General features: G+C 68.9%; 18 protein-coding genes. 14 read left to right on the top strand and 4 right to left on the bottom strand.

Features of this window, described 5'->3' with window-relative positions; genetic code table 11:
• The first annotated feature begins 123 nt into the window (after positions 1 to 123).
• From treS to WFG93_RS01730, 6 genes are all read left to right on the top strand, one after another.
• A complete protein-coding gene (gene treS / locus WFG93_RS01755) occupies positions 124 to 1,887 on the top strand; it encodes a maltose alpha-D-glucosyltransferase (protein ID WP_336644596.1) in 1,764 nt (587 codons plus the stop codon).
• On the top strand, positions 1,884 to 3,425 hold the full coding sequence (locus WFG93_RS01750; RefSeq protein ID WP_336644595.1) for a maltokinase N-terminal cap-like domain-containing protein: 1,542 nt from the start codon (positions 1,884 to 1,886) through the stop codon (positions 3,423 to 3,425). Before treS ends, WFG93_RS01750 begins: the two co-directional genes overlap by 4 nt.
• 132 nt (positions 3,426 to 3,557) lie before the next feature.
• Positions 3,558 to 5,417, top strand: a complete 1,860-nt coding sequence (gene dnaK / locus WFG93_RS01745) for a molecular chaperone DnaK (protein ID WP_336644594.1) — start codon at positions 3,558 to 3,560, stop codon at positions 5,415 to 5,417.
• 2 nt (positions 5,418 to 5,419) lie between these two features.
• Positions 5,420 to 6,073, top strand: a complete 654-nt coding sequence (locus tag WFG93_RS01740; RefSeq protein ID WP_336644593.1) for a nucleotide exchange factor GrpE — start codon at positions 5,420 to 5,422, stop codon at positions 6,071 to 6,073.
• A 7-nt stretch (positions 6,074 to 6,080) separates the two neighbouring features.
• Positions 6,081 to 7,064 carry a DnaJ C-terminal domain-containing protein gene (locus tag WFG93_RS01735; RefSeq protein WP_336644592.1) on the top strand — a complete coding sequence of 328 codons (984 nt, stop codon included), beginning with the start codon at positions 6,081 to 6,083 and terminating at the stop codon, positions 7,062 to 7,064.
• 15 nt (positions 7,065 to 7,079) lie between these two features.
• On the top strand, positions 7,080 to 7,541 hold the full coding sequence (locus WFG93_RS01730; RefSeq protein WP_336644591.1) for a heat shock protein transcriptional repressor HspR: 462 nt from the start codon (positions 7,080 to 7,082) through the stop codon (positions 7,539 to 7,541).
• Positions 7,542 to 7,569: 28 nt separating this feature from the next.
• Here WFG93_RS01730 and WFG93_RS01725 read toward each other — a convergent pair whose 3' ends face one another.
• Positions 7,570 to 9,153, bottom strand: a complete 1,584-nt coding sequence (locus WFG93_RS01725; RefSeq protein ID WP_336644590.1) for a cation:proton antiporter family protein — start codon at positions 9,151 to 9,153, stop codon at positions 7,570 to 7,572.
• Positions 9,154 to 9,224: 71 nt separating this feature from the next.
• The gene (gene mgtE / locus WFG93_RS01720; RefSeq protein WP_336644589.1) at positions 9,225 to 10,583 is read right to left on the bottom strand and encodes a magnesium transporter; all 1,359 of its coding nucleotides are present in this window, start codon (positions 10,581 to 10,583) and stop codon (positions 9,225 to 9,227) included.
• A 236-nt stretch (positions 10,584 to 10,819) separates the two neighbouring features.
• Here mgtE and WFG93_RS01715 point away from each other — a divergent pair, with 236 nt between their 5' ends.
• From WFG93_RS01715 to WFG93_RS01690, 6 genes are all read left to right on the top strand, one after another.
• On the top strand, positions 10,820 to 11,485 hold the full coding sequence (locus WFG93_RS01715) for a GntR family transcriptional regulator (protein ID WP_336644588.1): 666 nt from the start codon (positions 10,820 to 10,822) through the stop codon (positions 11,483 to 11,485).
• 105 nt (positions 11,486 to 11,590) lie between these two features.
• Positions 11,591 to 12,556 (top strand): tripartite tricarboxylate transporter substrate binding protein, encoded by a 966-nt coding sequence (locus tag WFG93_RS01710; protein ID WP_336644587.1) that lies wholly within the window; start codon positions 11,591 to 11,593, stop codon positions 12,554 to 12,556.
• Entirely contained in the window at positions 12,556 to 13,074 is a 519-nt protein-coding gene (locus WFG93_RS01705; protein WP_336644586.1) for a tripartite tricarboxylate transporter TctB family protein, read from the top strand. The genes WFG93_RS01710 and WFG93_RS01705 overlap by 1 nt, the downstream gene beginning before the upstream one ends.
• Positions 13,071 to 14,720, top strand: a complete 1,650-nt coding sequence (locus WFG93_RS01700; RefSeq protein ID WP_336644585.1) for a tripartite tricarboxylate transporter permease — start codon at positions 13,071 to 13,073, stop codon at positions 14,718 to 14,720. The genes WFG93_RS01705 and WFG93_RS01700 overlap by 4 nt, the downstream gene beginning before the upstream one ends.
• Positions 14,717 to 15,586, top strand: a complete 870-nt coding sequence (locus WFG93_RS01695; RefSeq protein WP_336644584.1) for a dihydrodipicolinate synthase family protein — start codon at positions 14,717 to 14,719, stop codon at positions 15,584 to 15,586. Before WFG93_RS01700 ends, WFG93_RS01695 begins: the two co-directional genes overlap by 4 nt.
• A 62-nt stretch (positions 15,587 to 15,648) precedes the next feature.
• Positions 15,649 to 16,626, top strand: a complete 978-nt coding sequence (locus WFG93_RS01690) for a LacI family DNA-binding transcriptional regulator (RefSeq protein ID WP_336644583.1) — start codon at positions 15,649 to 15,651, stop codon at positions 16,624 to 16,626.
• A gap of 27 nt (positions 16,627 to 16,653) precedes the next feature.
• On the opposite strand, the gene WFG93_RS01685 is transcribed toward WFG93_RS01690, so the two are convergent.
• The gene (locus WFG93_RS01685) at positions 16,654 to 17,304 is read right to left on the bottom strand and encodes a response regulator transcription factor (RefSeq protein WP_336644582.1); all 651 of its coding nucleotides are present in this window, start codon (positions 17,302 to 17,304) and stop codon (positions 16,654 to 16,656) included.
• Positions 17,301 to 18,437: a sensor histidine kinase gene (locus tag WFG93_RS01680; protein ID WP_336644581.1), complete on the bottom strand. Its 1,137-nt coding sequence runs from the start codon at positions 18,435 to 18,437 to the stop codon at positions 17,301 to 17,303. The genes WFG93_RS01685 and WFG93_RS01680 overlap by 4 nt, the downstream gene beginning before the upstream one ends.
• A 179-nt stretch (positions 18,438 to 18,616) precedes the next feature.
• Between WFG93_RS01680 and WFG93_RS01675 the strand changes: the two genes are divergently transcribed.
• On the top strand, positions 18,617 to 19,189 hold the full coding sequence (locus WFG93_RS01675; protein WP_336644580.1) for a hypothetical protein: 573 nt from the start codon (positions 18,617 to 18,619) through the stop codon (positions 19,187 to 19,189).
• A gap of 108 nt (positions 19,190 to 19,297) precedes the next feature.
• Positions 19,298 to 20,806, top strand: a complete 1,509-nt coding sequence (locus tag WFG93_RS01670; RefSeq protein ID WP_336644579.1) for an FGGY-family carbohydrate kinase — start codon at positions 19,298 to 19,300, stop codon at positions 20,804 to 20,806.
• Positions 20,807 to 20,819 lie beyond the last annotated feature (13 nt).

Below are 20,819 nucleotides of genomic sequence, written 5' to 3'. Positions count from 1 at the left end.
GCTCCTGTGACACGGTGGAGCCATGCTCGGAAGCATGCCGATCGTCGACATGATCATCGCCGCCGAGGACGCGGCAGGCGATGGCAGCCTGCCTGCCCCGGCCCTGACCGGGAGGGGTGGCGCATGAGCCCCGAGCCCGCGCCCTACACGGCATCCATCCCGATCCTGACGCAGGATCCGTTCCCCGACACGCCGGGCAGTCCGGGACCGGAGTGGTTCAAGACCGCGGTCTTCTACGAGGTGCTGGTGCGCTCGTTCAAGGACGGCGACGGCGACGGGGTCGGCGACTTCCGCGGGCTCATCGACAAGCTCGACTACCTGCAGTGGCTCGGCGTGGACTGCCTGTGGATCCCGCCGTTCTTCCCCTCGCCGCTGCGCGACGGAGGCTATGACGTCGCCGACTACACCGGCGTGCAGGCAGATCTCGGCACCACCGACGACTTCCAGGAGTTCCTCGACGCGGCGCACGAGCGCGGCATCAAGGTGATCATCGACTTCGTCATGAACCACACCAGCGACGAGCATCCGTGGTTCCAGGCCAGTCGCTCCGACCCCGACGGTCCGTACGGCGACTTCTACGTGTGGAGCGACACCGACGAGCTCTACGAGGACGCCCGGATCATCTTCGTCGACACCGAGCCGAGCAACTGGACGTGGGATCCGGTGCGCAAGCAGTACTTCTGGCACCGCTTCTTCAGCCACCAGCCCGACCTCAACTTCGACAACCCGAAGGTGCACGAGGCGATGCTCGACGCCATGCGCTTCTGGCTCGACATGGGCCTGGACGGGTTCCGCCTCGACGCGGTGCCTTACCTGTACGAGCGTCCGGGCACCAATGGCGAGAACCTGCCCGAGACGCACGAGTTCCTGAAGAAGGTGCGCCGCTTCGTCGACGAGAACTACCCTGGACGCGTGCTGCTGGCCGAGGCGAATCAGTGGCCCGCCGACGTCGTGGACTACTTCGGAGACCCGGAGGTGGGCGGCGACGAGTGCCACATGTGCTTCCACTTCCCAGTGATGCCGCGCATCTTCATGGCCGTGCGTCGCGAGTCCCGATACCCCATCAGCGAGATCCTCGCGGACACCCCGGCGATCCCCGCCGGATGCCAGTGGGGCATCTTCCTGCGCAACCACGACGAGCTCACCCTCGAGATGGTCACCGCCGAAGACCGCGACTACATGTGGAACGAGTACGCGCAGGACCCGCGGATGAAGGCCAACATCGGCATCCGCCGCCGGCTCGCCCCGCTGCTCGACAACGACATCGACCGCATCGAGCTGTTCACCGCCCTGCTGCTCTCGCTGCCCGGTTCGCCCGTGCTGTACTACGGCGACGAGATCGGCATGGGCGACAACATCTGGCTCGGCGACCGCGACGGCGTGCGCACGCCGATGCAGTGGACCAGTGACCGCAACGCCGGCTTCTCCAGCGCCAACCCCGGCAAGCTGAGCAAACCGGTGGTGCAGGACCCCGTCTACGGCTACCTCGCCGTCAACGTCGAGGCGCAGCAGGAGGACCGCTCCTCGCTGCTGCACTGGACGCGGCAGATGATCCACGCCCGCAAGCGGCACCCGGCCTTCGGGCTCGGCAGCTTCAACGACCTCGGCGGGTCCAACCCGTCGGTGCTCTCGTACACCCGCGAGCACACCAACGAGGACGGCACCGTCGACGTCATCCTGTGCGTGAACAATCTGTCGCAGTTTCCGCAGCCGGTCGAGCTCGACCTGCGGCGGTTCGAGGGGATGGTCCCGGTCGAGCTGGTGGGCGGTGTGCCGTTCCCGCGGATCGGGGAGCTCCCGTACCTGCTGACCCTCGGCGGTCACGGGTTCTTCTGGTTCCAGCTGCACGAGGCGGCAGATGATGCGGAGGAGGTGGGGATGCTGTGACGACGATCGACCACGCCCTGCTCGAGGGGTACCTGGTGCGCACGCGATGGTTCGGCGGGAAGGGGCGACCCTTCCGCATCCCGCAGGTGCGGGTGCTCGCACGCCTGTCCGGCGCCGAGCACGGCGGCGGACACAGTCCCGAGCACGGCGCCGAGCACGGTGCGGAACACCGTCCCGACGTCGTCGTGCTGCTGGTGAGCGTCGAGTACGACGATGACGAGGGCGGCGTCGAGCTGTACCAGGTGCCGCTGTCGCGGTACGACGAGATTGACGAGCGCCACAGCTTCGCGTACGTGGGGCCGGCGGAGATCGACGGCCGCGACCAGCACCTGTACGACGCGGTGCACGACCGCGATGCCATGGCCCTGTGGCTGCACGCCTTCGTCGACGCCGAGGACGGCGAGGTGACGGATGCCGGCGGCCTGCGCTTCCACCGACTGTCCGACAGTCCTGCGCTGGATCCGGCACTGCGGTCCTCGCCGCTCAGCGGCGAGCAGTCCAACTCCTCGCTGCGCTTCGACGACACCACCATCATGAAGCTCTTCCGCAAGGTGAGCCCAGGGGTGAACCCCGACATCGAGATCCACGAGACGCTCACCCGCGGCGGCTCCGAGCACATCGCGGAGCTGTACGGCTGGGTCGAGACCGAGCTCGACGGCGAGGTGCTGCAGCTGGGCATGCTGCAGGAGTTCCTGCGCACCGCCGCGGACGGCTTCGAGCTGGCCACCGCCAGCGTGCGCACTGCACTGGCCGAGCCCGAACTGTCCGTCGCCGAGTCCGGCGGTGACTTCTCGGGTGAGGCCGCGCGTCTGGGAGAGGCGCTCGCCGAGGTGCATGCGACGCTGCGAGCCAGCTTCCCGGTCCAGCGGCTGGATCGTCAGGCGACGGCCGAGCTCGCTCGGGCGATGGACGCCCGCCTCGACCGCGCCCTGGCCGCAGTGCCCGAGATCGAGCCGTACGCATCCGGCCTGCGCCGCACCTACGCGGCGGTGGCCGAGCTGGAGGGCGTCGACGTGCAGCGCGTGCACGGCGACCTGCACCTCGGTCAGACCCTGCGCACCTCGCACGGCTGGCGCATCGTCGATTTCGAGGGCGAGCCCGGCCGGCCGTTCCAGGAGCGGGCGCTGCCCGACTCTCCCTGGCGCGATGTGGCGGGCATGCTGCGCTCGTTCGATTACGCCCCCGGGGTGGTCAGGATGGCCGCCGACGGGCAGGGCCGCGACGATGAGGACGGCGAGCTGCGCACGCAGCGCGCGCACGAGTGGGCGGTGACCGCCCGTGGGCGCTTCCTCGACGCGTATGTGGCCACGCTGCGTGGCGAGGACAGCGCCGGCGATGACAGCGCCGGCGATCAGGAGGGGCCGCCCGCGCCGACTGCCGCAGAGCGGACGCTGCTCGACGCGTACGAGGCGGACAAGGCGGTCTACGAGGCGCTCTACGAGAAGCGCAACCGTCCCTCCTGGCTGCCGATCCCGCTCGGTGCGCTCGAGCGCATCCGAGCGACGGAGGATGACGCGCGCGACGCGGCCGTCGAGTGAAGTTGAGCCTTCTGCTATCAACTTCCTTTTGACACCCGTTCCGCGCGGGCGTACACTTGAGTCATCACGACTCAGGTTCGCGTGTTCGAAGCGAGTCGTCCACAGACTTTCACCAATACAAAGGAGAAACACATGGCACGTGCTGTCGGTATCGACCTCGGAACCACCAACTCCGTGGTCAGCGTCCTCGAGGGCGGCGAGCCCAAGGTCATCGCCAACGCCGAGGGCTTCCGCACCACCCCCTCGGTGGTCGCCTTCACCAAGGACGGCGAGGTGCTCGTCGGCGAGACCGCCAAGCGCCAGGCCGTCACGAACGTCGACCGCACCATCTCGTCGGTCAAGCGCCACATGGGCACCGGCTGGTCCTTCGACGTCGACGGCAAGAAGTGGACCCCCCAGGAGATCTCGGCCCGCATCCTGCAGAAGCTCAAGCGCGACGCCGAGTCGTATCTCGGCGACACCGTCACCGACGCCGTCATCACCGTCCCCGCCTACTTCAACGACGCCGAGCGTCAGGCCACCAAGGAGGCCGGTGAGATCGCGGGCCTGAACGTCCTGCGCATCATCAACGAGCCCACCGCCGCTGCCCTCGCCTACGGCCTCGACAAGGGCAAGGAGGATGAGCTCATCCTCGTCTTCGACCTCGGAGGCGGAACCTTCGACGTGTCGCTGCTCGAGGTGGGCAAGGACGACGACTTCTCGACGATCCAGGTGCGCGCCACCGCCGGTGACAACCGCCTCGGCGGCGACGACTGGGACCAGCGTCTCGTCGACTACCTCATCAAGCAGTTCAAGGACACCACCGGTGTGGACGTGTCGGGCGACAAGATCGCTCTGCAGCGTCTCAAGGAGGCGGCCGAGCAGGCGAAGAAGGAGCTCTCGAGCTCGACCAGCGCCTCGGTCAACCTGCCGTACCTGTCGCTGACCGACTCCGGCCCCGTCTCGCTGAGCGAGAGCATCACCCGCGCGAAGTTCGAGGACCTCACCAAGGACCTCCTCGACCGCACCAAGAAGCCCTTCGAGGACGTCATCCGCGAGGCCGGCATCAAGGTCGCCGAGATCGATCACATCGTGCTGGTCGGTGGATCCACCCGCATGCCCGCCGTCGCCGAACTCGTCAAGCGCGAGACCGGCAAGGACGCGAACAAGGGTGTGAACCCGGACGAGGTGGTCGCCGTCGGCGCCGCTCTGCAGGCCGGTGTCCTCAAGGGTGAGCGCAAGGACGTGCTGCTCATCGACGTCACCCCGCTGAGCCTGGGCATCGAGACCAAGGGCGGCATGATGACCAAGCTCATCGACCGCAACACCGCGATCCCGACCAAGCGCAGCGAGACCTTCACCACGGCCGACGACAACCAGCCGTCCGTGGCCATCCAGGTCTTCCAGGGTGAGCGCGAGTTCACCCGCGACAACAAGCCGCTCGGAACCTTCGAGCTGACCGGCATCGCACCGGCGCCGCGCGGCATCCCGCAGATCGAGGTCACGTTCGACATCGACGCGAACGGCATCGTGCACGTGTCCGCCAAGGACAAGGGCACCGGCAAGGAGCAGTCGATGACCATCACCGGTGGCTCGTCGCTGTCGAAGGACGACATCGACCGCATGGTGCGCGAGGCCGAGGAGCACGCCTCCGAGGACAAGAAGCGCCGTGAGGCCGCCGAGGTCCGCAACCAGGCGGAGACCCTGTCGTATTCGATCGAGAAGCTCATCAAGGAGAACGACGACAAGCTGCCCGAGGACGTCAAGACCTCGGTGCAGGGTGACGTGGATGCGCTCAAGACGGCGCTCGCCGGTGACGACGATGACGCGGTCAAGTCGGCGTTCGACAAGCTGAACGAATCGCAGACCAAGCTGGGTGAGGCGATCTACGCCCAGTCGCAGGCGGATGCCGCAGCCGGCGCCCCCGCCGGCGACGAGGCACCGGCCGACACCGCCTCCGACGAGGACGTGGTCGACGCCGAGGTCGTGGACGAGGACGAAGAGAAGAAGTAATCATGACGGACAAGAACTTCGACGACAACGACGAGGTTCAGCGCGAGGGGTCGGATGCTCAGGCATCCGGCCCCGCGCCGCAGAACCCGAGCGTTCCCGGCAACCCCGACTCGACCGAGGCCGCCGCGGCCGAGGGCTCTGACGACGACCTCACGGTCGACGACATCCTCGGTGCCGAGCAGACGACCGATGCCGCAGCCGGTGATCCCGTGATGGACGCGGAGAACGCGCTGCTCACCGATCTCAAGCGGCTGACCGCGGAGTACGCGAACTACCGACGCCGCACCGAGGAGCAGCGTCACATCGAGATCGCACGTGCCAAGGGCGAGGCGGCGAAGGGCATGCTGCCGGTGCTCGACGACCTCGACCGCGCCCAGCAGCACGGCGACCTCGTCGAGGGATCGGCCTTCGCCGTCATCGCCGAGAAGGTGCGCGGCGTGGTGGAGCGGCTCGGCGTGGTCGCTTACGGGGAGAAGGGCGAGGAATTCGATCCTCAGCACCACGAGGCCATCTTCCAGCAGCCGACGCCGGGTGCGACGAGCTCGACCGTCCTCGAGGTCGTCGAGGTCGGCTACCGACTCGGCGACGTAGAGCTGCGTCCGGCGAAGGTCGTCGTCGCCGTTCCTGCCCCTTCGACAGGCTCAGAGAACCAGTAGGAGGGGTATGGCAAGCCAGGACTGGTTCGACAAGGACTTCTACAAGACGCTGGGCGTCTCGAAGGACGTCTCGGACGCCGACCTCAAGAAGACCTATCGCAAGCTCGCGCGCAAGTACCACCCCGATTCGAATCAGGGTGATGCAGCGGCAGAGGCGAAGTTCAAAGAGATCAGCGAGGCGTACAGCGTGCTCAGCGACGCCGAGCAGCGCCGGGAGTACGACGAGATCCGCGCGATGGGATCGGGTGCACGCTTCACCGCGCCCGGCGGCGGCGGCGCCGGCGGCTTCGAAGACGTCTTCAGCCGGTTCGGGCAGGGCGGCAGGGGCGGTCAGGCCGACTTCGACGACATCTTCTCGATGTTCTCGCAGGGCGGCGGGTCGTTCGGAGGTGGCCGCTTCGGGCAGACCGGCGGCGGGTTCCGAGGCTTCGGCGGTCCGCAGAAGGGTGGGGATGTCACCGCGACGACCACGCTCGACTTCGTCACGGCAGTGCAGGGCGAGACCATCACGCTGCAGGCGGCAGACGGCAAGCCCTTCAAGGTCAAGGTGCCCGCGGGTGTCAAGGACGGGCAGAAGATCCGCCTGCGCGGTCGCGGGCGCCCCTCGCCCGACGGCGGAGAGCCCGGCGACATCGTGGTGCAGGTGAAGGTGCGTCCCCATCCGGTGTTCACCCGGGACGGCCTGAACCTGCGCCTGGTGGTGCCGGTGACCTTCACCGAGGCGGCGCTGGGCGCGACGATCGAAGTGCCCACGCTGAGCGGGGACACGGTCAAGCTGCGCGTCGCACCGGGCACCCCCTCGGGACGCGTGCTGCGCGTGAAGGGCCGGGGCGTGACCACCGCCAAGGGCACCGGCGACCTGCTCGCCGAGCTGCAGGTGGCGGTGCCCGCTCACCTGGACGACGCCGCTCGTGAAGCGCTCGAGCGCTTCCATGCGCTGGAGCCGAAGGAGAATCCGCGCGGCGACCTCATGGCCAAGGCCCGAGGATGATGAGGCGGGTCTGACATGGACGCCGATTCGCCCGTCTTCGCGATCGCGGTCGCCGCGGAGCTGGCCGGGATGCACCCCCAGACGCTGCGGCAATACGACCGCCTCGGCCTGGTGGTGCCCGGCCGCACCCGGGGCGGCTCGCGGCGTTACTCGATGCGCGACATCGAGCAGCTGCGCGAGGTCGCCCAGCTCTCCAGCGAGGGGATGAGCCTGCCGGCCATCGCCCGGCTGCTCGACCTGGAGGACGAGGTGCGGATGCTGCGCGGGCGGGTCTCGGAGCTGGAGGGCGCGCTGCGCGCCGAGCGTGAGAGCCGCCCCGGCATGCGGGTGTTCGCCGCCGGGGCGACGGGCTCGATCGTCACCCTCGCCTCGGGGCGGCGTATCCGGCGCTCCACCGAGGTGGTGCTCTGGCGTCCGCGCTCACGCGCGGGCACGGGCGACGACGAGCGCGCGAGCGGCGACGACTCCGGACGCTGACGGGCTTGCCGCCGAGCGCTCGTCGTGCTCACTCGCCGTCGAGCGGCAGCGCCAGCGTGGCATCCGCCAGGGCGGCGCCGGCGCCGGCGTAGACGTTCACCACCGCGCCGACTCCCTCTCGGCGGAGGTGCTCGAGCTGACCGCGGTGCTGGGCGACCGCCGAGACCCGCCCGTCGAACCCCGCAGCGCGCAGCTGCATGAGTGCGAACATGTTCGAGTCGTGGATCGGCATGGCCAGCACGACGGTGCGCACGAAGCCCCCGGCGACCATTCGAGTCCAGAACTCCTGGTCGGTGGCATCCCCCTCGACGACGTCGAAGCCGTCTTCTTCGAGCTTCTGCACAACGAGATGGTCGTTGTCCACGCCGAGAGGGTGCAGTCCGCCCTCCTTGGCGAGCTGCGTGTACGCGGCGCGACCCACCCTGCCCATGCCGAGCACGACGACATCCGCGTCGCTCGTGTCGATGGGCCGATCCGCCACGCGCAGACGCCGCACGTCCTGTTCGGGCAGGAGCGCAGCGAGACGGGTGGTCAGATCGAGCGACTGCGTGTTGAGGATGGACGAGATCACCATGCTCAGCGGCACGGCGACGGCCACCACCGTCATCCAGCTCTGCGACACCAGACCGCTCGCCGTGCCGACCGCGGTGACGATGATGGAGAACTCGGAGAAGTTGCTCAACGCGAGGCTCATCCGAATCGTCGTGCGATTGCGCAAGCCGAATGCGCGGCCCAGCACGACGAAGCCGATGAACGTGAGCGGCAGCAGCACCGCGCAGAGGATGACCGCATCGAGCACGTCCAGCCAGGTCGGGCTGGAGTTCATTCCGATCAGCAGGAAGAAGCCGACCAGAAACAGCTCCTTCACCCCGAACAGCGACTTCGACAGCTCGATCGCCCGACGATGCGTGGAGAAGAGCAGTCCGACGATCAGCGCGCCCAGATCGCCCTGCAGGCCCACCGCGCTGAAGGCGAGATATCCGGGGCCCAGAGCCAGCACCGCGCCGAAGAGCACGAGCAGCTCGCCGTAGCCGACACGCTCCAGCACCCGTCGCAGCAGCTGGCACACCGGCACGAGCAGCAGCAGGAGCACGGCCCATGGGCTCGGCGGCTCGTCGGCGTTCGCGGTGAGGAAGGCGACCGCGACGATGTCCTGAACGACCAGGATGGCGATCGCGGTCTGCCCGTAGAACGAGCCGTCGTCGGAGCGCTCCTCGAGCACCTTCACGCACAGCACCGTCGACGAGAACGACAGCGCGAACCCGACCACGGCCGCCTCCTGCCAGCCGTTCTGCAGCGAGGCCAGCACGAGCGCCGCCAGCAGCGCGACCGTCCCCATTCCGATCACCGACAGCAGCAGCATGTGGATCGTCGCTGTGCCGTAAGTCTCGGGTCTCAGCAGCGAGCGCAGGTCGAATTTCAGGCCGATCGTGAACAGCAGCAGCACCACGCCGATGTCGGCTAGCAGCTCCAGCCCGGCGAAGGGCTCGACCCCGAGGCCGCCGAGCACGAAGCCGGCGACGAGGAAGCCCGCCAGGGGCGGGATGCGCAGCATGTGCGCCAGCGTGCCGAGCGCCGCGGCGGCGACGAAGGTCAGAACGATCTGCTCCATGCTGCTCCTTCGCCCGCGCGCCGCGCCCGGTCACGGCGATCGGACGGTCGGTGTGCTCCCGAGAGTAGCGTTCAGAGCCCGAGCACCGCCCGCGCGATGAGGAAGTAGATGATCAGCCCCGTCGCGTCGACGAACGTCGTGATGAACGGATTCGAGAACACGGCCGGATCGACGCGGATCGCCCGTGCCGCCAGCGGCATGATCCCGCCGATGGATGCGGCGACCGTGCACACCGCCACGAGCGTCAGCCCGATCACCAGCCCGATGTGCCAGTCGTAGACGAGTCCCGCCAGGGCGAAGCCGAGCACCCCCAGCAGCAGACCCAGACACGAGCCCACCCGGATCTCGCGCGAGAGCACCCGTCGCACATCGCGCGGTGACACCTCACCCAGCGCCAGTGAACGCGTCACGGTCGTCGCGGCCTGATTGCCGGTGTTGCCGCCGGTGCCGATCAGCAGCGGCACGAACAGCGCCAGCACCGTCATCTGCGCCAGTGTCGCCTCGAAATGGTCGAGCACCTGCACGGTCAGGGTGGCGCCGACGGCGAGCACGAGCAGCCAGACCACGCGCGATCGCACCAGCCGCCGGATCGGCGTCGACAGATACGACCGCCGCAGTGGCTCCACACCGCCCTGCCGGGCGGCATCCTCGCTCTCCTCCTGCTTGAGGATGCGAGCGGCGTCGTCGATCGTGAGGATGCCGACCAGGCGGTGCTCACTGTCCACGATCGGCAGGGCGAGAAGCCCGAAGTCCGTCATCCGCCGCGCGGCGGTCTCGGCCTGCTCGTCGACGACAGCGACCTGCGCCTCGCTCATCAGCGCGCTGACCGGGGTGTCGGCGTCGGCGGACATCAGGTCGCGCAGACTCACGACCCCCACCACACCCCGGCCCGCGTCGGTCACCGGCAGCGTGTACACCGTCTCGGCGCTGTCCAGCGCGGCGTGCACCCGTGCGAGAGTGTCGCGCACCGACAGGTGCGGGTGGGTCGTGACGAACTCGGGGCTCATCCGGCGCCCGATCGACGCCTGCGGGTAGCCGAGCATCGCCGCGGTCAGATCGCGCTCGGTGCGCGAGAGCCCGCGCAGCAGCTGCGGTGCGACGGAGGCCGGCAGCTCGTCGAGCAGCCAGACCCGGTCGTCGGGGTCCATCTCGGCGAACAGGGTCGCCACCTCGGCGTTGCGCAGCGCCCGCACGAGCTCGCCGCGCGCACCCGGTGAGAGCCCTTCGAACACGTCCAGCGCCCTCGCCTTGGTGAGCAGGCGGTAGACGATGGCGGCGTGGTCGGTGCGCAGCCGGTCGACCAGCTCGACGACCTCGGGCACCGAGAGCGGCGTGAGCAGATCGGACGCACCGGCGAGGTCGCCGTCGGTGATCAGCTGACCGATGGCGTCAGCGGAATCGGAGATGTTCTGCAGCTGGGTGGGGGTCATGGCAGGCCTTCGACAGGCACCGCCGGCCGGATGCCGCAGGCGACCGCATCACAGAGGACGCGTCGCGGATCAGCCGAGCAGTGCGGAAGCGGGGGTAGGGAGTCGTCTGCGACTGTGACTGTCACTCGACATGATGAACCACCTCGCTTCCTGGGACGTGCGATGACGACGTACACCTCGATGGTAGGGCACCCGGCGGATGTAACCTGTCAACAGTCAACATGGGGGAGTAGCCGGTGACACAGACCGTCAAGCGCGCGGAATCGCTGGGAGCACAGATAGCGAACGTCCTGCGTCAGCGCATCGTCCGCGGCGAATTGAGTCCGGGTGAGCGCATCACCGAGGAGGGCCTGGCCGAAGAGTTCGCCGTGAGTCGCGGGCCGGTGCGCGACGCGCTCACTCAGCTCAGCTTCGAGAAGCTGGTGAGCATCCGCAAACCGCGCGGCGTCTTCGTCGTCGGTCTCACCCGCGACGATGTCGACCAGCTGTACAGCCTTCGCGGAGCCCTGGAGCACTTGGCGCTCTCGCGGGCTGTCAGGGTGAGCGACGACCAGCGCTGGCAGGCGATGGCGGATGCCGTGGGACGCATGCGCGCGGCGGCGGAGGCCGGCGATCACGCCGCCTTCGTGGTCGCCGACCTCGACTTCCACTCGCAGATCTACGCGCTCGCCGATCACCCCCGATTGGAAGGGGCATGGCGGCAGTACCTGCCGACGTTCACGGCACTGCTCGAGGTGACGATCAACCACGACGAGGACCTCAGCGACTCCGCCGCCGATCATCGCGTTCTCATGGACGTGATGCGAACCGGATCCGAGGACGAGGCATCGAAGGTGCTGACCGCGCACCTCGATGGCGCGCGTGAGCGGATGCTGAGCGAACTGCACGCGCAGAGCAGCTGACAGCGTCGCGGCCGCGAGCACAAGATCTGCATGTTGACTGTTAACAGTCGACACTGCTACGCTCGCGACGTCGACAACCCGGTCGACCCGCACTGAGGAGCAAAGATGCCCCGCACCCGCATGTCCCGCACGGCCGCAGCGATCGCCGCCGTCGCCGCAACCGCGCTCGTCCTGACCGGTTGCACGAAGGTGGAAGAGGGCGGCGCCGAGTCCGCTTACCCGGAGAAGGACATCCGCCTCATCATTCAGGCCAACCCGGGAGGCGGCTCCGACCTGTCATCGCGCGCGCTCGCCACGGAGCTCGAGAAGATCCTCGACGTCAGCGTCATCCCCGAGAACATGCCGGGTGCCGCTGGCGCCCTTGCGATGGAGTACGTGGGGTCGCAGAAGCCCGATGGCTACGTCATCGGCTTCGCACCCGTCGAGATCGCCATGCTCAACACCACGCAGGGCGCAGAGGTGTTGCCGGAGAACTACGACCTGCTGGGGCAGATCATGCTCGCCCCCGGCGTCATCACGGTCGGCGCCGACAGCGGCATCGACTCACTCGAGGCGCTCGTCGCGAAGGCCGAGACCGGCGCGGTGACGGTCGCCAACTCGGGCGCGGGATCGATCTGGGAGGCGGCGACGATCGGCCTCGGCGACGCGACCGGTGCGCAGTTCACGCCCGTCCCGTACGACGGCGGCGCCACCGCCGTCGGCGCAGCAGCATCCGGTGAGACCATCGCCGCAGTCTCGGGACTCGGCGAGGCCCTCGCCCAGGGAGACGCCGTCAAGATCCTCGCCGTCATGCACGACGAGCGCCACCCCGACGCGGAAGACGTGCCGACCGTGGAAGAAGCCGTCGGTGAGAAGGTCGAGTTCGGCGGCTGGGGCGGCATCTACGCCGCCAAGGGTCTGCCGAAGGACGTGAAGGCGAAGCTGGAGTCGGCTGTCAAGGAGGCGGTCGAGTCCGACAGCTACCAGAAGTTCCAGAAGGACGCCGGAAACCTGGTCGTCTACCGTGACTCGGCGGAGTGGACCACCTTCGTCGGCGAGCAGTTCACCCTGTTCCAGGATCTGCTGGGCTGATGTCCGACGCCGTGCAGGACGAGTACCAGGGGGCGGCGCCATCCCGCCCCCTGGAGGTCGCCTTCGCCGCCACCGCGCTAGCGGTCGCAACGGGATACCTGGTGCTGAGCACGCAGATCCCGTTGCGCCGCGTGGCCGCCGCGGGTCAGATCGACGCCCGTTTCTGGCCGATGGTGATCGGCACCTCGGCGGCGGTCGTCGCCGTTCTGCTGCTGGTGATCGCCATCTCTCGACCCGCTCCCGGCCGGGAGGACATCGAGCGGATGCAAACCGGCGGCACACGCCGGATCGTCCTCACTCTCCTCATCACGGCCGCCTTCATCGGCGTGTGGTCGCTCGGCTCGGTCATCCTGTTCGGTTACCGCATCGAGGTCTTCCCCGTGGCCGCGGGTCTGCTGATGGCCTCCCTCATGCTCGCCTACGGACACCGTCGCAGGCTGAGCCTCATCATCTACTCCGTCGCCGTCACGGCGTTCGTCTACATCGTGTTCGGCATGCTGCTGAGGATTCCGCTGTGACCCCGTTCATCGAGGGAGTCAGCTCCCTGCTCGACGTATCGATCCTGTTGTACATGAGCATCGGCCTCGTGCTCGGCTTCATGGTCGGTGCCTTCCCCGGAATCACCGCGACGATGGCCGTCGCGCTCGCCGCCGGGTTCACCATGACCCTCGAACCGGTGCAGGGCCTGGCCGTGCTGCTCACCATCTACGTCGCAGCCAACTTCGGCGACCGCGTGCCATCGATCCTCATCAACACGCCCGGCACCCCGGCGTCCATCGCCACCACTCTGGACGGCTATCCGATGGCCAAGCAGGGCAGGGCGGGGCTGGCCCTGACCATGTCGGCGATCGTGTCCGCCGTCGGCATCCTCGCCTCGCTCGTGCTGTTCTCGGTCGCCGCCGTTCCGATCGCCAACTTCGCGCGAGACTACTTCAGGTCACCAGAGCTGTTCGCCCTGGTCGTGTTCGGCATCGCGATCATGATCGGCATTTCGTCGAAGTCCATGCTCAAGGGTGTGCTGGCGGGCCTTTTCGGCCTCATGCTGGGCACAGTCGGCACATACGCTGCCACTGCCGATCAGCGCTTCACCTTCGGCGTGCTCGAGCTCGTCGAGGGCGTCAACTTCATCGCCGTGATCATCGGCCTCTTCGGCATCGCTGAGCTCTTCGACCAGCTGCTCACGCATCGCGCGTCTCGCGTGCGTCCCATCTCGAGCCTGGGTCGGTGGTGGCCCAATCGCGCGGAGCTGAGGCAGAGCGGCCGAGCGACGGCCGTCGCCGGTGCGGTCGGGCTGGGTGTGGGCCTGATCCCGGCGGCCGGCGGGGACATCGCCGGACTCATCGGCTGGGAGCGGGCCCGCAAGGTGTCGAAGCACCCCGAGCTGTTCGGCAAGGGCTCGATCGAGGGTGTCGCGGCGTCCGACACCGCGTCCAGCGCCACGCTCGGCGGCTCCCTCACCACCACCATGGCGTTGGGAATCCCCGGCGATTCGGTGATGGCGGTGATGATCGGCTCGATGATCATCTGGGGCATCACGCCCGGCCCCACCCTGTTCTCGAACCGCCCGGACCTCGTCGTGTCGATCGCCGGCATCATGCTCGTCGCGACCCTGCTGTCGCTCGCCCTGAGCCTTGTGCGCATGCGCGGCATGGTGAAGCTGCTCGATGTGCCTCAGCCGTACCTGTGGAGCGGCATCCTCATCTTCTGCATCATCGGCACCTACGCCACCTCCAACAGCATCTCCACCGTGATCACCATGCTCGTGTTCGGGGTGATCGGCGTGCTCATGAAGCGCATGCAGGTGCCCGCCGGTCCGGTGGTCCTGGGCCTGCTGCTCGGACCGCTCGCCGAGGAGAACCTGGCACGTACGCTGGCCATCCTGCCGACGCGCCCGTTCTTCGAGGTGGTCAGCCCGATCGCCATCCTGCTCATCGCCCTGGCAGTGCTGTCGGTCGTGATGCCGGCGATCCGTGCCGCGCGCAAGCCGCGCGCGGAGCGGGCTGCCTTCGAGGACTCGGTGCTCGACACGGAGAGCATCCAGCAGATCACCCATGCTCGCGAGGAACTCGCGGCCCAACCTGACCTGCTCACCTCCACGGTGCGCAGCATCGATGAGAGGGGCGCGCGCCGTGCGCGTCGCACCCGTAAGGAGAACGAGAAGTGACGCGCTACGACATCCTCACCGCGATCCCCACCGCTTTCGCGCAGGATGGATCGCTCGACCTCGAGGGGTCGCGAGCGATCTTCCGCTACGTGGCCGGGTCAGGAAACGAAGGGGCCTTCGTGCTCGGCACCACCGGGGAGTTCCCCGCGGTCGACGTCGAGGAGTTCGGCGCGCTGGTCGAGGCCGCGATCGACGAGCTCGCCGATCGGATGCGCGTCATCGTGCACGTCGGCCGCCCCAGCGCATATGAGGCCGTCCGCCTCACACGCATTGCTCGGGACCTGGGCGCGCGCGAGTTCGCCGCGCTCACCCCGTACTACCTGCGCTCGTCGGACGATGCGGTGCTGGAGTACTTCCGGCGGGTATCGGATGCCGTCGGCGATGGACGCCTCTACGTGTACATCTATCCGGCGCGCAGCGGCAACCCCGTCACGCCCGCGCTGCTCACACGGCTGGCGGAGCTGCCCAACATCGTGGGGGCGAAGGTAAGCGAGCTGTCCCTCGACGAGCTCGCCGCCTATCGCGCCGCCGTTCCCGCCGGCTTCGAGCTGTACACCGGCGCGGACCGTGACCTGATCGCGGCCGTCGAGGTCGGCGCTCAGGGGGTCGTCTCCGGCGTGTCCTCGGTGACGCCGAAGCCGTTCCGTGCGCTCGCCGACGCCGGACGGGCGGGCGATGCCGAGGCCGTGGCGGCCGCGCAGGTCGCCGTGGACGAGGTCGTCGCCTGGATCGGAGGTGACATGGCCCGAATGAAGGAGGCGTACCGCGTGCTCGGAGTCACCGACGCGCACTGCCGGATGGCGCTGGACGAACCGGACGCTGATGCGCGGGCGCGCGTCGCCGAGGTCGTCGCAGCGCACGCCTGATGCGCTGACATCGGTTTCAGCGCGCGCTACCCTGTGCTGAGGCAGAGCAACGAGGGAGCCCCGTGGCCACGATCTATGACGTCGCCCGGCGTGCCGGGGTCTCCCCGGCGACGGTGTCACGCGTATTCAACGGCACGAGCGTCTCGGCGACGAAGGTCGACGCGGTGCGAGCCGCCGCCGCCGAGCTGAACTTCACCCCCAACAGAGCGGCACGCACGCTGCGGCGGCAGAGCTCGGAGGTGATCGCGCTCGTCATCCCCGACATCGAGAACCCCTACTTCACCGAGATGGCGCGTGGTGTCGAGGACGTCGCGAGCGAAGCCGGCTACTCGGTGGTGCTGTGCAACTCCGACGCGCAGACCGAGAAGGAGTCCACCTACCTGCGCATCGCCATCGCCGAGCGGATGTCCGGGGTCATCCTCGCGGCCGCATCGGACCACAGCAGCCTCGATGAGATCCTCGCCACCGGTCGCCCTGTGGTCGCGGTCGACCGGGGGACGGGATACGACATCGACAGCGTGGTGATGGCCAACACGGATGCCGGGCGCACGGCAACCGCGCATCTGCTCGAGACGCACCGCCGGGTGGCGTACATCGGCGGACCTGCGCACATCGAGACGGCGGCGGATCGTGCGGAGGGCTGGCGGCGCGCCTACCGCGAGGCCGGGATGGACGTTCCCGAGGAGCTGCTGCGCTTCTCCACCTTCCGCCTCGAGGGCGGCCGAGAGGTCATGGCCGAGCTGCTCGCTCTGCCCGAGCCTCCGGACGCCGTCGTCGCCGGCAACAACCTCATCGGGGTCGGTGCGATCCAGGTTCTCACCGAGCGGGATCTGACCCCGCCGAAGCTCGGGGTGGCGGTGATCGGCGGCCTGCCCTTCACGACGCTGTCGCCCTCCGTGGTCACCGTCGTCCGTCTGCCGGCTCGGCACATGGGCGTCACTGCGGCAAGAATGCTGCTCGAGCGGATCCGCGGCGATCAGCAGCCGCCCCGCACCGTGGTGCTGCGCAACCAGCTGCAGTCGGCGAGCCGCACCGGCTGAGCGCGATCTTCCGCGCTGGGCGGGGAATCAGGCGCCACCGGGCCGGACCAGGCCCGACTCGTACGCCGCGACGACGGCCTGGACGCGGTCGCGCGCGCCGAGCTTCGACAGCAGGCGCGTGATGTGCGCCTTCACCGTCGCCTCGCTGAGGAAGAGCCGGCCCCCGATCTCGGCATTCGACAGTCCTGCCGCGATCAGCGTCCAGATCTCACGCTCGCGCGCTGTCAGATCGAACCGCGGCGCGGGCCGTGGAGGTGCGGCGAGGTGGCGCTCGATGAGGCGTCGAGTGAGCTCCGGCGCCAGCAGCGACTCCCCGTCGGCGACCGTCCGCACGGCCGCGACGAGCCGATCCGGACGCGCGTCCTTCAAGAGGAACCCGGAGGCGCCGGCGGCCAGCGCTCGGTATACGTACTCGTCGAGGTCGAACGTCGTCAGCACCAGCACGCGCGGCGGATCCGGAAGCGCGGTCACCGCGGCGGTCGCCTCGATGCCGTCCATGTCCGGCATCCGGATGTCCATGAGCACGATCTCGGGCCTCAGGCGGGACGCCGCGCTCACCGCTTCCCTGCCGGTCGCCGCCTCACCGACGACGTCGATATCCGCCGCTTCGAGCAGCGCGACGATGCCGGAGCGGATGAGAGCGTGGTCGTCGGCGACGAGCGCACGGGGGCCGATCATCGCGGAACCGCCGTGGGAAGAGACGCGCGAACGCTCCATCCCCGTCCAGTCGGACCGGCCTCCAGCGTGCCCCCGTAGACGCGCGCCCGCTCTGCCATCCCCGGGATGCCGAACCCGCTGCCTTCGACGGTCGTGGAACGGTGCGCCGCGGGCCCGTTCTCCACGTTGACGCTCAGCACGCCGTCGCCCTGCTGGACTAGGACACGCACATCGGCGCCCGGCGCGTGCTTGCGCACGTTCGTGAGGGCCTCCTGCACGATGCGGTAGGCCGCCAGCGCGCAACCGTCCGAGACTCGCACGTCATCGATCTGCATCTCGCAGCGGTGTCCCGCGTCCTCGGTCCCCGCGATCAGTGCCGGCAGCGCCGACAGCCCGGGCTGAGGTGCATACGACGCCTCGCTCTCGCGCAGCACCTCCAGCAGGTGCCGCATCTCGTCCAGGGCACTCTGCGCCGTGCGCCGGGTGAGCTCCAGATGAGTGCGCGCCCTCGCCGGGTCGCGCTCCAGGAACTGCTCCGCTGCCGCCGCCTGCAGCGAGACGATCGAGAGCGAATGCGCCACGATGTCGTGCAGCTCCCGCGCGATGCGCCTGCGCTCGGAGGCGGCGGCCTCGCTGGCCTGCACGTGCGCACCTGCGGCGACGCGCTGCAGCGACATCGATCGCGCACGCACGATCCTCCCCGCGGCCCACGCGCCGGACACGAAGAACATGAGGAAGGCGACACCCGCGTTCTCGATCCCGGGAGAGCCGAAATAGCCGAGCAGGTGCGCGGCGAGCATGGTCGCGACGGGCACCAGGCCGAGCGCGACCGAAAGCCAGAGCTCGCGGACCCGCTCGGCCACCGTGTAAGTCGCCACGAGAAGGCTGGGGAACGGGTTGAAGGTGGCATCCGCTCCCGCCACAGCGGCATGCACCACCAGCGCGACGGCGACCGTGAGCATGACGGTGGCCGGGAACCGCCGACGCACGGCGAGCGGGGCCGAGATCGCCACGCCGAACACCAGCTGCCGCAGCGGTGCTGCAGCCGGGACGAGCATCGCCTCGACGACCGCCCACGCGCCGATCCCACCGGCGATCGCCAGATCGAGCGGCGTCGTCCAACGCCAGATCGCCCGCAGGACAGTGGTGTGCACACCCCGATCGTAGAGCCGGGCGGATACCTGGAACAGCGACGAAAGTCGACATCTGCGCGCGACCGGAGTCGACCTGATCCTCGACCTCCGTGCGATGTGCGGCCCGGACTGCCGGCCGTAGCTTCGGATCGTCGTCGTCTGCACCGGCGGCGACTCACCGCTCAGAAGAAGGGCTGTTCATGTCCACCATCACCCCCACCGCCGGCCCGCTGCCGCGAATCGGCGCCATCAGCGACCGCAGCGCGGGATGGGCGGCGGCGACCGCCGGCGCACTGTCGGTCGTCATCGGCGTCCTGCAGGTCGTCTTCCCGCAGGATGAGGACCCCGCGATCGACCCGCGCACCCGTGGCATCCTCGTGATGTTCACCCTCAGCCTCTGGGCGCTCGCGCTGCTGTTCGAAGGACTCGGTCGCTACGCACGCTCTCGTCACGGCGCGCACATCGCCGCCACCGGCACCGTCCTGCTCACCCTGGGCACGGTGACCAGCGCCATCAACGGCATCGATCTGGACTTCTTCCCGATCGTCGCCATGGCGGCCAACGCTCTCTGGCTGATCGGCTCGATCGTGCTCACCGTCTCGCTGCTCCGCGCTCGCCGGGTGCGTCGGTGGCTGGTGCTCCTGCTGCCGTTCGTGCAGGTGCCGCTGCTGTTCTTCTCTCAAATGGGCGGCGGCGTCGTGGCGGGCGCCTACCTGCTGCTTCTCGGCGGGGCGCTGCTGACCGGAAGGATCCTCGCCCGTCACCAGGGCTGACAGCGAATGCAGCGGATGCCGTCCCGACGGGAGCATCCGCTGCATCCGCTTGCGGCGTGAAATCGATTTCGCATACGCTGGTCGCAGTCAACGGTCGAGGAGGACGACATGCGCTGCAGCCTAGGGGTGGACATCGGCACTTCGAGCAGCAAGGGCGTCCTCGTCTCGGAGACCGGCGAGATCCTCGCGACAGCAACCCGTGCGCACGCGGTGGAGCGTCCGCACAGCGGATGGGTCGAGATGGACGGCAACGTGTGGTGGGACGAGTTCGTCGCCATCGCGCGGGAGCTGCTGCGCCCTTCGACAAGCTCAGGGGCCCAGAAGGGCGAGGTGGAGATCGCGGCGGTCGGCGTGAGCGGCATGGGCCCCTGCGTGCTCCTCGCCGACGAGAAGGGCGAACCCGTGCGCCCCGCCATCCTCTACGGCGTCGATACGCGAGCCACCGCGCAGATCGCGCGGCTCACCGATGAGCTCGGGGCCGACGAGATCACGGCCGTCGGGGGCTCCGTGCTCACTTCCCAGTCGGCGGGACCGAAGATCGCGTGGGTCGCCGACGAGGAGCCGGATGCGTGGGCACGAGCCGCGCGCCTGTTCATGCCGGCCTCCTGGCTCGCCCACCGCCTGACCGGCGCCTATGTGCTCGACCACCAGTCCGCCAGCCAGACCTCCCCGCTCTACGACATCGAGAACGAGCGCTGGCACGAGCCGTGGTGGGATGCCTGTGCGGCTCGGATCGAGCGCCCCGCCCTGACCTGGGCCGGCGATATCGCCGGCACGGTCACGCCGGTGGCATCCGACCTCACGGGGATCCCCGAAGGCACTCCGGTGATCACCGGCACGATCGACGCATGGAGCGAGGCCGTCAGCGTCGGCGCGCACCGTGACGGTGACCTGATGCTCATGTACGGGACGACGATGTTCCTCATCGCGACGGGAGAGCGCACGCTGCGCACGCCGTCGATGTGGACAACGGCCGGCGCCTTCGCCGGCACGCGCAACCTCGCCGGTGGGCTCTCGACCTCGGGCGCCCTCACCGGCTGGCTGAAAGACCTCACCGATGCCGACTACCCGCAGCTGCTCGCCGAGGCCGAGGCGTCCGGCCCCGGAGCACGCGGCCTGCTGATGCTGCCGTACTTCTCCGGTGAGCGCACGCCCATCCAGGACCCTGATGCGCGCGGCGTGATCGCCGGGCTCACCCTCCGCCACGGCCGCGGAGACCTGTACCGCGCGGCTCTCGAGGCCACCGCTCTCGGGGTGCGCCACAACGTCGAGACGATGCGCGCTGCCGGCGCCGACATCCGCCGCATCGTCGCCGTCGGCGGTGGCACGCAGGGACGCCTCTGGCTGCAGATCGTCTCGGATGCCACCGGCCTGATCCAGGAGGTGCCGGCCACGACGATCGGCGCGAGCTACGGAGCCGCGTTCCTGGCAGCATCCGCAGTCGCTCCAGACGATGCGAAGCCGCTGATCGAGCACTGGAATCCGGTGGCCACCACGATCACCCCCGATCCAGCGGTGAAGGACGTCTACGACGCGCTCTTCGACCGCTACCTGCGCCTGTACGCCGGCACCCGCGAGGTCGTGCACGAACTCGCCACCGCGCAGCGCAGCGCCTGACACCCCACCAGCA

It is taken from the genome of Microbacterium sp. USHLN186 (genome assembly GCF_037145155.1).
In the GTDB taxonomy this organism is placed as follows: domain Bacteria; phylum Actinomycetota; class Actinomycetes; order Actinomycetales; family Microbacteriaceae; genus Microbacterium.
This window is presented reverse-complemented; position numbering and strand designations above follow the sequence as displayed.